The sequence below is a fragment of the Dickeya dadantii NCPPB 898 genome (assembly GCF_000406145.1).
Lineage (GTDB): Bacteria > Pseudomonadota > Gammaproteobacteria > Enterobacterales > Enterobacteriaceae > Dickeya > Dickeya dadantii.
On the sequence record NZ_CM001976.1, the window covers coordinates 4449900 to 4464037 of the forward strand.

At 57.2% G+C, this 14138-nt stretch carries 12 protein-coding genes and 1 pseudogene; 5 read left to right on the forward strand and 8 right to left on the reverse strand.

Annotation, left to right across the window (positions count from 1 at the left end):
* Window positions 1-39: 39 nt before the first annotated feature.
* Window positions 40-204 (reverse strand): LPS translocon maturation chaperone LptM, encoded by a 165-nt coding sequence (gene lptM / locus DDA898_RS19985; RefSeq protein ID WP_024107630.1) that lies wholly within the window; start codon window positions 202-204, stop codon window positions 40-42.
* Window positions 205-281: 77 nt separating this feature from the next.
* Between lptM and cyaY the strand changes: the two genes are divergently transcribed.
* Window positions 282-602, forward strand: a complete 321-nt coding sequence (gene cyaY / locus DDA898_RS19990) for an iron donor protein CyaY (protein WP_013319831.1) — start codon at window positions 282-284, stop codon at window positions 600-602.
* A gap of 57 nt (window positions 603-659) precedes the next feature.
* Here cyaY and DDA898_RS19995 read toward each other — a convergent pair whose 3' ends face one another.
* Window positions 660-3218, reverse strand: coding sequence for a class I adenylate cyclase (locus DDA898_RS19995; RefSeq protein WP_038912149.1), 2559 nt, complete (start codon window positions 3216-3218; stop codon window positions 660-662).
* A 325-nt stretch (window positions 3219-3543) separates the two neighbouring features.
* Here DDA898_RS19995 and hemC point away from each other — a divergent pair, with 325 nt between their 5' ends.
* The 4 genes and pseudogenes from hemC (at window position 3544) to hemY (ending at window position 7651) form a co-directional block, all read left to right on the forward strand.
* Window positions 3544-4485 (forward strand): hydroxymethylbilane synthase, encoded by a 942-nt coding sequence (hemC, locus tag DDA898_RS20000; RefSeq protein ID WP_038912150.1) that lies wholly within the window; start codon window positions 3544-3546, stop codon window positions 4483-4485.
* Window positions 4482-5223: pseudogene (gene hemD, locus DDA898_RS20005) on the forward strand (uroporphyrinogen-III synthase). Before hemC ends, hemD begins: the two are co-directional and overlap by 4 nt.
* A 101-nt stretch (window positions 5224-5324) precedes the next feature.
* On the forward strand, window positions 5325-6452 hold the full coding sequence (gene hemX, locus DDA898_RS20010) for a uroporphyrinogen-III C-methyltransferase (RefSeq protein ID WP_013319835.1): 1128 nt from the start codon (window positions 5325-5327) through the stop codon (window positions 6450-6452).
* 2 nt (window positions 6453-6454) lie between these two features.
* Window positions 6455-7651: a protoheme IX biogenesis protein HemY gene (gene hemY / locus DDA898_RS20015; protein WP_038912151.1), complete on the forward strand. Its 1197-nt coding sequence runs from the start codon at window positions 6455-6457 to the stop codon at window positions 7649-7651.
* A gap of 621 nt (window positions 7652-8272) precedes the next feature.
* On the opposite strand, the gene DDA898_RS20020 is transcribed toward hemY, so the two are convergent.
* From DDA898_RS20020 to purB, 6 genes are all read right to left on the reverse strand, one after another.
* Window positions 8273-9433 (reverse strand): M20 peptidase aminoacylase family protein, encoded by a 1161-nt coding sequence (locus DDA898_RS20020; protein WP_013319837.1) that lies wholly within the window; start codon window positions 9431-9433, stop codon window positions 8273-8275.
* A gap of 79 nt (window positions 9434-9512) precedes the next feature.
* The gene (locus DDA898_RS20025; protein WP_038912153.1) at window positions 9513-10274 is read right to left on the reverse strand and encodes an amino acid ABC transporter ATP-binding protein; all 762 of its coding nucleotides are present in this window, start codon (window positions 10272-10274) and stop codon (window positions 9513-9515) included.
* Window positions 10275-10283: 9 nt separating this feature from the next.
* The gene (locus tag DDA898_RS20030; RefSeq protein WP_013319839.1) at window positions 10284-10955 is read right to left on the reverse strand and encodes an amino acid ABC transporter permease; all 672 of its coding nucleotides are present in this window, start codon (window positions 10953-10955) and stop codon (window positions 10284-10286) included.
* A gap of 72 nt (window positions 10956-11027) precedes the next feature.
* A complete protein-coding gene (locus DDA898_RS20035; protein ID WP_038912154.1) occupies window positions 11028-11807 on the reverse strand; it encodes an amino acid ABC transporter substrate-binding protein in 780 nt (259 codons plus the stop codon).
* Between the two features lie 13 nt (window positions 11808-11820).
* Window positions 11821-12345, reverse strand: coding sequence for a GNAT family N-acetyltransferase (locus DDA898_RS20040; protein ID WP_013319841.1), 525 nt, complete (start codon window positions 12343-12345; stop codon window positions 11821-11823).
* A gap of 11 nt (window positions 12346-12356) precedes the next feature.
* Window positions 12357-13721, reverse strand: a complete 1365-nt coding sequence (purB, locus tag DDA898_RS20045; protein WP_038912156.1) for an adenylosuccinate lyase — start codon at window positions 13719-13721, stop codon at window positions 12357-12359.
* Window positions 13722-14138 lie beyond the last annotated feature (417 nt).

The window sequence follows — 14138 nt, forward strand, 5'->3', positions numbered from 1 at the left end:
CCGCGAGACTACCCTCAATCACCCTGCGTACCACGGCGGCTACTGCCGGGCGGACGATGCTTGCGGAGCCTGGGTATTTTGCTGCTGCGTTTTTTTAGCCGGAGCCGGTTGCTCTGGCGGAAAATAAAGCGGGCCTTTCAAACCACAACCAGCCAGTGACAACACCAACAATGCCAGCGCGCCCTGACGAAAAAGAGTTTTCATTTCGTTAAAACCTGTCATTCAGATACCTATGCTCTCTATAATCGCAGGTGGATCATGAAAATCAATAGGAATCGAATATGAACGATAGCGAGTTTCATCAATTGGCCGACACGCTGATGCTAAAGGTGGAGGAAACGCTGGATCAATTTGATGGCGATGCGGATATCGATTACGAAACTAACGGCGGCGTGATGACGCTGAGTTTTGAGAACGGCAGCAAAATCGTGATTAACCGGCAGGAACCGATGCATCAGGTGTGGCTGGCGACCAAAGGCGGCGGCTATCACTTCGACTATCAGCATGGCCGCTGGATTTGCGACCGCAGCGGCAGCGATTTCATGGCGCTGCTGGCGCAAGCCTGCACGGAACAGAGCGGCGAAGAGATTCATTTCGACTAAAGCAAATTGGGGCACACTCGCCCCAATTGCCATTCACCCCGGATTTCCCGCTCTGAATCAGAGCATCTGCAAGCGCTGGCTCAGCACCAGATTCTTTTTGTCTTCAGACGATGGCGTGACGCACAGATGAGACAGCGCGCTGCTGCGGAACGGGATCACCTGCGTGCGGCCGTCCAACTGCACAATCTGATAGAACTGCGGCAGATTGAAATTGATGAAGCTGGAGCCGTAGGTAAAGCGATCGTGCGATGAGGAGTAGAAACGGCTGACATCGCGCACCAGCTCTTCCTTACTGCCTTCGCAATGATGATAGACTTCCACCCGGTTCGACTCATCCAGAATATAGATATTGAACCCCTGATTATCATGTTGATCTTCAAAGAAGAACTGGATAATCCCTTCGCTGGCGACACCATCCACCACCGGCGGCAGATGGATGTGATTGGTTTCCACCTGAACCGGCAGCCCTTGCAATTTGTTGTTGGAAATCGCGCCGTAGAACTCCACCGCATTTTCCAGTTTCTGGGCCGACACGCTCAGGCGTTCGAAGAATAATCCCCAGGTCTCGCCCGCGACTTTCACCGCTTTGAAGCGACCGGGCTCCTGACGGGTGCTGGACAGACGCAGTTCAATACATTCGGACACCAGTTGCTGCACCCGAGTCCGAATCAGCCCGCGCAAATGCTGGCTGTAACAGAACACTTCCAGCGACTCCGGCAGCGCGGCGTCCTGATGCATTTTGCCAAGAATGGTTTTCAGCGCTTCCAGCATCGCCTGCTCGCCGCTGAAATGCAGGGTGCGCACTTCATTCCAGGAATTGCGGTACAACAAATCGATACTGCCGACCAGACACTGCTGCTGCTGACCAAAGCTAAAGACGTCCAACTGACGGAAATCAAAATGCACCACCTGATTGCGGAACGCCGCCGTCGGGTCATGCTCCAGGTTGACGATGATCGCCAGATGACGGATTTCGCACGGGCTGTACAGCGCTTTCGGGGTGGGAGCCGCCACACGCAGCGGGAAGTGGCTGGACACATCCGATACCAGTTCCTGCAGCCGGGCGATATCGCACAGTTCGTGCCCTTTGATATGCAAACGGGTGGATGACGTCAGCAGGCCGTTGAAATACGCCCAGGCCACCAGTTTGTTGAGATAGCGGTTATATTCCAGCGGCTGATGGCTGATGATGGCGTCCATCGACGGCGCCTGATTGTACAGGTACCAGCCGGAACGGTTGGCGCGCCCCGCCGGAACGTAGATAAAGGTCAGATTCGTTTCCGACAGGTCGGGCGAAATCTGCGGGTTCACCAGCGTCACCTTGCCCGGCAACGCCTCGAAAGCGGCATACAGCTTGCGGGTCAGCACCCCGATATCCTGCGGGCTGGCGCTGACGCTCAAATTATTGCGGCGGGCGAAACGAATCAGGTTGCGATAGCTCTGCATCATCGCATCCAGCAGTTCGTTGTGTGCTTCGCGCACCTGCCCGATTTTCCAGTTGGCGCGGTTATCCAGCATTACCAACCGCTCGTCGCTCCATCCCCATGCCTGCACCATTTGCGTCAGGATCTGGCGGCGCCAGGCGGTGCAGGCGCGCTCGCGGGAAAGCTTCTCGCACACTTTGAGGTAGAAACAGCGACGCACCAGATCCAGCCGGGTCTGGTCATTGATCGCGTCCAGATACTGGGTCACGCGCTCCAGCATCATGCAGTAGGGATCCAGCCCGAAGGAAACGATCTCGCCTTTATGCAGGCGTGCTTTGATCTCGCTCGACAACAGGCGGGTATTGGGGTATTCCCAGGAGTAGGCTTCCAGCAGCAGGGTTTTCAGCACCGCCTTGTAGGGCGAGTCGATACTTTTATACAACTGCCACAGGCTGGCGCCAAAGTACTCTTCCGCCGACAGCGCGCTCAGCCCGCCCAAATCCAGCCATTCGTTCGGCGCCAACGCGCCGCGGGCATACAGGGAAAGCACGAATTCATCATAGTGGGCTTCCTCTTCCACCGGCACCATGTTCCACAGAATGCGCTTGCCCGCCATGCGTACCGCGGTACGGTAAAATTCGTCCAGCAACAGGATATGCTGGGTGGAGCCGCAATCCTCGCCGCCGAGGCTGCCGCTCTCGTTATGGCGGAAGCGGTTTTCATCCATCAGGAAGAAACTGACGTCTACGCCTTGCCCGGCTGCCCATTTTTCCAGCAGCGAGCACTTCTGCTGCAGCCGCTGACGCTCTTCGTTATCCAACCATGATTGGTGGCAGACCCAGATGTCGAGATCGGAACTGCAGCTCTGCCCGATGGACGAGGTGCTGCCCATGGAATAGACGCCGGTGATCGGCAGTTCGCCCTTGCGATCCGGCGCAGACAGCTCACCCCAGCGCAACTCCACGCTGTCGAGATAGTGCTGTTGTTTTTCATCGGGGGAGAAAAGACAAATGCCGTGCGGAACCTTGCCTTCCAGATAGCCAGGCATCAGCGGGTGATGATGATGTAATAAAACTGGCAAAAGACTGTAAACCTGCTGAAAAGCGGGTTTCATTGCTTCCAGAGCACGATCCACACGCAGTTGGTTGATCGCATCCAGTCTTTGCTTCAGTGTCTCGATGTAGAAGTACAAGACGTTTCGCCTGCTTATCCCAGTGCCTATAAAGAAGCCGTTGTTTCCCAACCTGCCCAGAATAGATATTGGAAGAATGACGGGCAGATTATTGCTGGAAACGTGATCAATTTAACACCTTGCTGAAAGGGCGTAAAGAAACTAAAGAAAGTCGGATTTGTTTATTGATGCTTCAGCGTTGAACATATTATCGCCACTTTTGCCGCTCCCGGCTATCCCCCGCCGGGGTTTTGTCGTTCCCTTCCCTCATCACGACGGCCGGGCAACTGACACCGGCTCGCCTTCAATGGTACGATGGAAAGAAAGGATCAAAACGGTATCAAGCATGGTAGACACTATTCTAAGAATTGCGACCCGACAAAGCCCGCTTGCGCTGTGGCAGGCCCATTTTGTTCAGCAGCGGCTGGAAGCCTGCCACCCCGGTTTACGGGTGGAACTGGTACCGATGGTCACCCGCGGCGACGTGCTGCTGGATACGCCGCTGGCCAAAGTGGGCGGCAAAGGATTGTTTGTCAAAGAACTGGAACTGGCGCTGTTGGAAAACCGTGCCGATATCGCGGTGCATTCAATGAAGGATGTGCCGGTCGAATTCCCCGAGGGTCTGGGATTGGTCACCATCTGCGAACGTGACGACCCGCGCGATGCTTTTGTTTCCAACCATTACGATTCACTGGACGATCTGCCTGTCGGCGCCTGCGTCGGCACCTCCAGCCTGCGTCGCCAGTGCCAGTTACGCGCCCACCGTCCGGACCTGACGGTCCGCGATCTGCGCGGCAACGTCGGCACCCGTCTGTCCAAACTGGATAACGGCGACTACGACGCCATCATTCTGGCGGTCGCCGGGCTAAAACGCCTGGGTCTGGAAGACCGTATCCGTACCGCGCTCAGTCCGGAACAATCGCTGCCGGCGGTCGGCCAGGGCGCCGTCGGCGTGGAGTGCCGGCTGGACGACGCCCGAACTCGCGCGCTGCTGGCGCCGCTTAACCATGATGATACCGCGACGCGCGTACTGGCCGAGCGCGCCATGAATACCCGGCTGGAAGGCGGTTGTCAGGTTCCTATCGGCAGCTACGCCGAACTGCAGGACGGCGATACGCTGTGGCTGCGGGCGCTGGTGGGCGCGCCGGACGGCAGCCGCATTATTTACGCGGAACGCCGTGGTCTGCGTCAGGATGCGGAGCAGCTCGGCATCGCCCTGGCGGACGAACTGCTCGAACGCGGCGCCCGCGATATTCTGCAATCCGTTTACGGAGAAGCCTCGTCATGACGATTCTGGTTACCCGTCCCTCCCCTGCGGGTGAGCAGTTGGTAGCCCGTCTCAGAATGGCAGGCCAGCAGGCCTACCACAGTCCATTAATCGAATTTTCCCCGGGCGGCGAATTACCGCAGTTGCCCGCCATGCTACAAGCGCTGCGCCCCGGCGATCTGGTATTCGCCCTGTCGCAACAGGTTGTGGAATACGCGGACCCGGTGCTATCGCGCGCCGGAACCGGTTGGCCTAAAGCGCTCACCTATTTTGCGGTGGGGCGCTCCACCGGGCTGGCGCTGCATACCGTCAGCGGTTTGCCGGTGCACTACCCGCCGGAGCGCGCGACCAGCGAAACATTATTGCAGTCGCCGGCGCTACAGCAGGTAACCGGCAAGCAGGCGTTGTTATTACGCGGCAACGGCGGCCGGGAACTGCTGGGCGATACGTTGCAGCAGCGCGGCGCACAGGTACGTTATTGCGAATGCTATCAACGCAATCCAGTGGTTTACGACGGCGCGGAACAGTGCCAGCGCTGGCAACGTCTCGGCATCGATACGCTGGTGATCACCAGCGGAGAAAATGCTGCAACAGTTCTATACTTTAGTGCCTGATTATTATCGAACTGCCTGGCTACCGGGTTGCCGGGTCGTCGTCGTCAGCGAGCGTCTGGCCGACATGGCCCGCGAGTTGGGCTGGAGTGATATTCGGATCGCCGATAATGCGGATAACGATGCGCTGATGCGGGCGCTGCAGTGACGCAGCTAGTGTCGCTACATAGCTAATGTCGTCACCGTGACACAACTAACCAGATAGTAACCCGGACAATTACCATTACCCTGATCATAGGATGTACTCATATGACGGAACACATTACCTCCTCAACGCCCTCCGAAGAGGTGGTCGAACGGGCTGAATCCACTCCTCCGCAAAAATCGCCGCCCGCCTCCGGTGCGCCGCGCCACGGTATTGTGCTGGGCGCCATCGCTATTGTGGTTTCGCTGGCGCTGAGCGGCGGCGTCTACTATTACGCCCACCAGCAGATGACGCGTCAGAGTACCGCACTGACCCAATTGCAGGATCAGTTGACTGCGCTGCAAAAGCAGCAATCACAGGCGCAGCAGCAGTGGCAACAGACTCTGGATCAGCAGGCCAAAGCCCTGAGCGCCGATGAGCAGCGATTGGCGACCCTGACCCGGCAGGCCGGTGAAATGCAGGAAAAACTGGCCACTCTCGCTAACAGCGACTCCAAAACCTGGCTGCTGGCGCAGGCTGATTTTCTGGTCAAACAGGCCGGACGCAAGCTGTGGAGCGATAAAGACGTCACCACCGCCGGTGCCCTGCTCAAAAGCGCCGATGCCAGCCTGGCGGACATGAACGACCCCAGCCTGATCGACGTGCGCCGGGCCATCACCCATGATATCGGCATGCTGGCAGGCGTCAGTCAGATCGACTTCGACGGCATCATCCTTAAAGTGAATCAGTTGGCGGATCAGGTGGACAACCTGCGGCTGGCCGATACCGACTCCGACGAAGCGCCGATGGAAGAAAACGACTCGACGCTGTCGGCTTCGCTGAGCGAATGGCGGCAGAACCTGAGCAAGAGCTGGCATAACTTCCTGTCGGACTTCATCACCATCCGTCGCCGCGACGACAGCGCCGAACCGCTGCTGGCGCCGAATCAGGATGTGTATCTGCGTGAAAACATCCGTTCACGCCTGCTGGTCGCCGCGCAAGCGGTGCCGCGCCACCAGAACGAAACGTACCGGCAATCGCTGGAAACGGCGGCGACCTGGATACGCGCCTACTTTGACGAAAGCGATCCGACCACCAAAGCGTTTCTGGACCAGTTGGACGCGCTGAGCCAGCAGTCGGTGGCGATGGATGTACCGAATGAACTGCAAAGCCAGCCGCTGCTGGACAAACTGATGCAAACCCGGGTCCGCAACCTGCTGGCGCAGCCGTCCGCCAAACCACAGGAGGGCTGAACATGCTGAAGGTATTTCTGCTGTTTGTGGTGCTGATCGCCGGTATCGTAGTGGGGCCGATGCTGGCAGGCCATCAGGGTTACGTGCTGATCCAGACCGACAATTACAACATTGAAACCAGCGTCACCGGGCTGGTTATCATGCTGGTGCTGTTTCTGCTGGCGTTTCTGGCGGTGGAATGGCTGCTGCGGCGGGTGTTCCGCACCGGCGCCCGCACCCGCGGCTGGTTCATCGGCCGTAAGCGCACCCGGGCGCGTCAGCAAACCAAAGCGGCGCTGTTGAAACTGACCGAAGGCGACTATCTGCAGGTGGAAAAACTGCTGACCCGCAATGCCGATCACGCAGAGCAGCCGGTGGTGAACTACCTGTTGGCGGCGGAAGCCGCCCAGCAGCGCGGCGACGAGTTCCGTACCCGACAATATCTGGAGCGGGCGGCGGAAATCGCCGACACGAATCAGTTGCCGGTGGATATCACCCGCGTTCGCATTCAACTGGCCCGTAACGAAGACCACGCCGCTCGTCACGGCGTAGACCGTTTGCTGGAAGTGGCGCCGCGCCACCCGGAAGTCTTGCGGCTGGCGGAACAGGCGTTCCTGCGTACCCACGCCTACAGCGCTTTGCTGGATATCCTGCCCGCCATGCGTAAAACCCGGCTGCATGACGAATCCCAGCTGGATGAATTGCAGCAGCGCGCCACCATCGGTTTGATGGATCAGGCGATGGCGGAAGGCGGCAGCGAAGGGTTGAAACAGTGGTGGAAAAATCAGCCGCGTAAAGTTCGCCAGGCGCTGCCAATGCAGGTGGCCATGGCTGAACGGCTGATTGTGTGTGATGACCACGTCACCGCACAGGACATCATTGTAGACGGGCTGAAGCAGCAGTTTGACTACCGGCTGGTACAGCTGATCCCCCGGCTCAATGCCGGTCAGCCGGAACCGCTGGAAAAACTGTTGCGCCTGCGTCTGAAACAGCACAACGATGACGCGCTGCTGCACAGCACGCTGGGGCAGTTACTGGCGAAGCATGGCGAATGGCAACAGGCCAGCGATGCCTTCTCCGCCGCGCTGGCGTTGCGACCGGACGCCTACGACTACGCCTGGTGCGCCGATGCCTTTGACCGGCTAAAGCGCCCCGAAGACGCGGCCCGCATGCGGCGTGACGGTTTGTTACTGACGCTGCAGCCGCCCCACGACGCCTGACCTGCCCTGACCGGCGCGTTCCCGCGCCGGTCTTCACGTCTTCCAGATAACACCATGATTTAGCTGAATAATGGCAAAAAAAAACGCTTACCGACCAGCGGCAAGCGTGCAATAAAAATCAGGTCTGAAAGACAACTTTAAGGTGCCCCACTCAACGTTACGTCCAACGGCGATGAAGCAAGCTTCATCAATAATCGGACGTTAGGCACCGTAAATGGCTCTGCGTCATTCCCAGGTTTATGAAGCCGAAGCAAGCATAGAAGGTGGAATGAGCATCTACACGCTTAATAAAGCATGAATGATGCCAACTTCACTAAAATCCAAATAGAAAAATATTATTCATTGATAAATAAGGAATTAAATATAAATCGCTGCTTAATACCGGCCTAACTAACCTGCTGAAAAATCAGGCATTCCTCACCAATACTGTCGCTAATAAGAGACGATGCCAACAGCGCTATTTATATCCTTTAAAAATCAAATGTTTATATGTCTCTCTTTGGCGACAGGAAGACACCCCAACTGTCGCCGAAAAGCCACAGGTAGCGTTTAGCTTACGATTCAAACAAAACGGCCACGGATAACCGTGGCCGTTTTGTTTGATAGGGCGCTGACGGGTGATCAGGCGGTCTGCGGCAGTTGTTCCAGGCTCTGCTTCGCCAACTGATACAGGTAATGCGCGGTCGGGAACAGCGCACTATCATCCACCCGGAATTTGGGGTGATGCAGCGCGTACGGGCCGCCAGAGCCGACCATCATAAAGGTGCCCGGCAGCTTCTGCTGGTAGAACGCGAAGTCTTCGCCGATGGGGCTGGCTTCGACGCGACGCGCCTCAAACCCTTCGTCATCAGCGACCTGCAGCGCGAAGTCCACCCAGCGCGGCGTGTTCACCACCGATGGCGGTCCGGCGTGCCAGATAAATTCGATTTCCGCGCCAAAGGTGCTGGCGATGCCGGCCACAATCTGGCGGAAACGCTGTTCAATCAGGTCACGCACCGCCTGACTAAAAGTACGCACCGTTCCTTCCACATAGGCGGTGTCCGGAATCACGTTCCAGGTGCTGCCGCTGTGCACCTGGGTGATCGACACCACCGCATTATTGTCGGACGGCACGGTACGGCTAATAATGGTCTGCACGGAGGAAATCAGCTGCCCCAGAATAATGATCGGATCATTGCCTTCGTGCGGCTTGGCGGCGTGGCAGCCTTTGGCGGCAATCTTGATTTCGAAACGGTCCACCCCGGCGGTCAGCGCGCCGTCTTTACCGCCAATCACGCCGACCGGCAGCGTTGGGTCGTTATGAATGCCGAAAATGGCGGTCGCGCCGTCCAGCGCGCCGACGGCGATCACTTCCGGCGCGCCCAGCCCGGTTTCTTCAGCCGCCTGAAACAGAATACGCACGGTGCCTTTCAGTTCCGGCTCAATGCGTTTAAGCAAAATCGCCGCCCCCAGCGCCGCCGAAGAATGGAAATCGTGACCGCAAGCGTGCATCACGCCGGCATTCTTCGAACTGAATTCGACGCCGGACTCTTCTTCAATCGGCAGGGCGTCGATGTCGGAACGCACCACCACCAACGGGCCGTCCTGCAGGCCACCCACTTCCGCCACCAGACCGGTTTTCAGCGGCAGATCCAGAATGCGGATCCCTTCTTTTTCCAGCACGGCGCGAATTTTCCGCGTGGTTTCAAACTCCTGATTGGACAATTCCGGATGCTGATGCAAATCGTGCCGGAACGCCTGAATAAACTGCGCCAACGGCGCATGCTGGGCATGCTCTTTCATGTAGGGTCACTCCTCTTTTTTCAGCCCTGCCTCGCAGGGCGGCCCGACGCGTCGAGCCTGCAGGTGAATACGTTATCGATCAGATATCGAACTCTGATGGTTCCTGAATGTTAGTCAGCTGTCGCAGGAAGCGGCGGGTCTGCGGGTTGTCGGAGAAACTGATCACTTTCTCCGCCGGGCCTTGCTCGACAATGTGTCCATCGGCCATAAAGATCACGCGGTCCGCCACCTCTTTGGCGAACTGCATCTCATGGGTCACAATCACCATGGTGGTGTTCTGCCCCGCCAGTTTCTGGATAACCTGCAACACTTCATGCACGCGCTCCGGGTCAAGCGCCGAGGTCGGCTCATCAAACAGGATCGCTTTAGGGTCCACCGCCAGCGCACGGGCGATGCTGACGCGCTGCTGTTGGCCGCCGGACAGCGTCACCGGATACTGGTGCGCCTGCGGCAGCAGCCCCACCAGCTCCAGCAGCGACAGCCCAATCTCGTCCGCCTGCTTTTTCGGCATTTTCTTCACCACAATCAGGGCTTCGGTGATGTTTTCCAGCGCGGTCTTGTTCTTGAACAGGTTGTAGTTCTGGAACACCATCGCCGTCTGGCGTCTGAGCGCATACTCTTCCTTGCCGGTATAACGGCGAGTATCCAGCGACTGCTCGCCGATGGTAATGGTGCCGGATTCCGGCTTCTCCAGCAGATTCAGGCAACGCAACAGGGTGGATTTGCCCGAGCCGGACGGCCCGATGATCGCCACCACCTCGCCCTGGGCGATATCCAGACTGATGTTGTTCAGCACCACCTGGTCGCCAAAACGTTTGGTCAGGTTTTTTACGCTAATCATGTCGGCTCCTTAACGCTGCCGTGAGTGGCTGAGTTTCTTCTCCAGCTGAGACTGCAGCCAGGAGTAAACCACAATGAGCATCCAGTAAATCAGCCCTACCACCAGGAAAGTTTCGAAGAAGCGCAGCGATTCGGCGGCGATCATCTTGCCTTCGGCAAACAGTTCCGACACCCCGAGCGCAAAAGCCACCGAGGTATCTTTAATCAGCGAAATAAAGGTGTTGCCGGTGGCAGGCAGCGCATTGAGCATCGCCTGCGGCAGCACGATGCGGCGATAAATCTGCGCCTTGTTCATCCCTACCGACAGACCGGCTTCGGTTTGCCCGAAATCCACCGACGCCAGCGCCGCCCGGAAAATCTCCGCCATATAAGCCGAGTTCTTCAGGCTAAAGCCGATAATCGCCGCCGTCATGGCGGACAGGCCATTCAGTGACGGGAACAGCTGGGGCAGGCCGAAATAGATGATGAACAATTGCACCAGCGACGGGATACCGCGAAACAGCGAGATATAGAGCTCAACCAGTTTCGCCACCACAACGAAGCGGCTCTCGCGAACCAGCGCCAGCACCAGTCCCAGCACGATGGCAAACAGCATCGATACCACCGCCAGCAACAGCGTGGTGGGTAAGTACATCAACACCTGGGGAAAAACTTTCAGCAGGTAGGAAAGATCGATATTCATGGGTCATACCATTAACACTGACGCCAGCCGCGAATCTGGCTGGCGTCACAGGAGTTGAGCGAGCAGGCAGGGTTATTTGCCCGCCGTGATGTCCTCGCCGAAATATTTAACAGACAGGGCTTTCAGTCGGCCATCACTGCGCATTTTGTTCAGTTCGTCATCAAACTTCTTGCGCAGCTCGTCGCCTTTCTGATCTTTATGGAACGGGAAGCCCACCTGCTCCACCACCAGCGGCTCGCCCACCAGCTTGAACGGCAGGTTGCGCTTATTGATTTCCGCCAGCAGGATCGGGCGGGAGTTGATGTAACCTTCCACACGTTTCGCCAACGCATCGCTCATGGCGCCGTCGCGGGTTTCGTAAGTGCGAATGTTGACGCTGCCGTCGGCAAAGGCTTTTTTCAGGTTGTTGACGTGGTTGGAACCCAGCACGCCCGCCACGGTTTTGCCTTTCAGATCATCCAGCGTATTGATGTTGGCGTTGTCTTTATGCGTAACGATCTGACTGCCGTAATAGCTGTACGGCTGGGAGAAGCTGTATTTCTCCTGACGCGCTGGGGTAATCGCCACCACGTTGGCGATGGTGTCCAGCTTGCTGGCTTCCAGTTGCCCCATCAGGCCGCTGAAATCCGCCGTCACCCACTCGACTTTGTAGTTCAAATCTTTAGCGATGGTTTCCGCCACTTCCACGTCAAAACCAACCAGCTTGTTGTCCTGTTTGAACGAACTCGGGTAGCTCTGCCCGGTGGCGCCGATACGCAGTACCTTCTCGCCGCTGTTCTGAGAATCGCAACCCGCCGCCAGAATGGCCGCAGACAAGGCTAATACAGGGAGGATAATTTTTTTCATAGTCATCGAATAACGCCTCTTAGGGGTGTTTCTTTTCCCAGTGATGATAAAGGTCCTGATCCAGGACTTTTCGCATGTAAATCGTGAGGTGTCCTTTCCCTAAATCCGCCTGGCCGACTTCCTGAAAGCCATATTTCCGGTACATTTCCAGCAACCAGGGATGCTGTTTGGCCGTGCCCAGCGTCACGGCGGGTGCTTTTAACTGGTCTTTCAGCACCGCCTGCTCCAGCCAGTCCAGCATCTGTTTGCCCAGCCCCTGTTGTTTGAAGTCCGGATGGGTGGCGAACCAACCGATGTGCGGTAATCCGTACGGGCCGGGATTCGGCCCCCACGGATAGCGAAGGGTGACAGACGCGGCCAGACGCCCGTCTTTCTCCATCACATACACGCCGTTGCTGCGCAGATGGCGGCGCACCATATCGATGTCCGCATAGGCGGCGTCAAACTTGATGCCCAGTTCGCGCACCGGCGCATAAGCGGCCAGCGCCAGCGCCAAAAATGCCTCATCGTCCGCAGACGTGGCCTGACGAAATACGGTACTCATGGCCTCTCCCGTTACTCGGCCAGCAGACCGGTGCCATCCGCGTACCGGATCACCTCATCAACTTTCTGCGGCGCGCTGCCGACATAGTTCGCCGGATCCAGCCAGGCATCCAGCGTATCCGCCGTCAGGTGCTGCGACAGCACCGGATGCTCCAGCAGCAACGCCTTGAACTCGCGGTTCTGTTCGAACGCCGCCATCGAGCATTCATACACCAGGTGATGTGCCGTCTGTTTGCCGAGCAGTTTGCCGATTTCGAACATCACTTTTTCCGACAGCAGCAGGCCGTTTTGCAAATCCAGATTGGCGCGCATCTGCTTTTCGTTCACCGACATACCACGCAGGATGCCAAGCGCGTTCTGCAACTGCGCCGACAGATAGATGTTGATTTCCGGCAGCGCGATCCACTCCGCGCGCCAGCTCATGGCGTCACGTTCGTGTTCGACTTTCATTGATTCGTGGATCAGGGCGGCGCTCTTAAACAGCGGCGCCGTCAGGCTGGCAAGCCCTTCCAGCGCGGCCGGATTGCGTTTGTGCGGCATGGTAGTAGAGCCGATCTTCCCTTCGGAGAACGGCTCTTCGATTTCGTTGATTTCGGTGCGCATCAGGTTGTACAGCTCGTTGCCGATTTTACCGAGCGTACCGCTGATCAGCACCGCCACCGACGCGTATTCCGAGAAACGGTCGCGGGCGGACTGCCAGCCGATATTTGGGGTATTCAAACCCAGACGGGTCAGGGTATGGCGTTCGATTTCCGGCCCCAGCTCGCCAAAAGAGGCATAGGTGCCGATAGCGCCGTTGATGTTACCTACCAGCACACGCTCACGGATTTCATTCAGGCGTTGCAGGTGACGCACAAACTCGTCCAGCCATACCGCCAGCTTGAAACCAAAGGTGGTCGGCAACGCCTGCATGCCGTGGGTACGGCCGGTCATCAGCGTATGCTGGTGTTTCTTCGCCAGTCGTTTCAGTTCGATAGCCACCAGACGGGTGTCGCGCACCACGATGTCGAACGCCTGACGCAGCTGTAATACCGTGGCGGTATCCACCACATCCTGCGTGGTCACGCCATAATGGATGTACTCGCCGGCTTCGCCGCACTGCCTCTGGATAGCGGCAATGGTCGGCATCAGAGAATGCTTCATGCGCACCGCATCCTGAGCGATCTCTTCAATATTCAGTGCGCTGGCGTTGGCGTGGGAAGCAATAGTGCTGGCCGCGTCCTGCGGGATGACACCCAGATCGCCTTCTGCCAGCGCTAACGCGATTTCCACGTCAACCTGGCGGGTCAGGCGATTCTGCTCTGACCATACGGCGCGCATTTCTGGTGTGCCAAAGTTATTTCCAATAAGAAGAAAATCAATCAGATGTGATGCCATAACTCACTCGTTTACATTGTAATAATGGGGGAAAGAGAGGCGGGTCAAGACGACGCTGTTGTTTGTTGGCGACTATATCACCGGCGATATTCCCGCCTATATACCCGATCGATATAAGATATTCTTTATTGTTTTATGATTTCGTTGGCAATTATTTTCCTGAAAACTATGTAATCAGTCTAACTCCTGATATGCCGTTTGCGATGGCCTGCACCGAATGCGTGCGTCCCCATTACGCCATCTTCGCCGGTAAATCAGGATATGGTCATCGCCCCGGCTGGAAGCGCCGGAAGTAAAAGGATTATTTTTCAATCGATTAAACTTAAAGGACTCACCCCGCACTATCCGTTTTCGGCAATTCTGTCCCTGCCCACGCCAGAGGCGGCGTACTGGCTCAGGAATTGCTTGAATTCATGG

Coding starts and splice junctions, on each gene's coding strand:
- lptM (WP_024107630.1), bottom strand. CDS start 204: ATGAAAACTCTTTTTCGTCAGGGCGCGCTGGCATTGTTGGTGTTGTCA.
- cyaY (WP_013319831.1), top strand. CDS start 282: ATGAACGATAGCGAGTTTCATCAATTGGCCGACACGCTGATGCTAAAG.
- hemC (WP_038912150.1), top strand. CDS start 3,544: ATGGTAGACACTATTCTAAGAATTGCGACCCGACAAAGCCCGCTTGCG.
- hemX (WP_013319835.1), top strand. CDS start 5,325: ATGACGGAACACATTACCTCCTCAACGCCCTCCGAAGAGGTGGTCGAA.
- hemY (WP_038912151.1), top strand. CDS start 6,455: ATGCTGAAGGTATTTCTGCTGTTTGTGGTGCTGATCGCCGGTATCGTA.
- DDA898_RS20020 (WP_013319837.1), bottom strand. CDS start 9,433: ATGAAAGAGCATGCCCAGCATGCGCCGTTGGCGCAGTTTATTCAGGCG.
- DDA898_RS20025 (WP_038912153.1), bottom strand. CDS start 10,274: ATGATTAGCGTAAAAAACCTGACCAAACGTTTTGGCGACCAGGTGGTG.
- DDA898_RS20030 (WP_013319839.1), bottom strand. CDS start 10,955: ATGAATATCGATCTTTCCTACCTGCTGAAAGTTTTTCCCCAGGTGTTG.
- DDA898_RS20035 (WP_038912154.1), bottom strand. CDS start 11,807: ATGACTATGAAAAAAATTATCCTCCCTGTATTAGCCTTGTCTGCGGCC.
- DDA898_RS20040 (WP_013319841.1), bottom strand. CDS start 12,345: ATGAGTACCGTATTTCGTCAGGCCACGTCTGCGGACGATGAGGCATTT.
- purB (WP_038912156.1), bottom strand. CDS start 13,721: ATGGCATCACATCTGATTGATTTTCTTCTTATTGGAAATAACTTTGGC.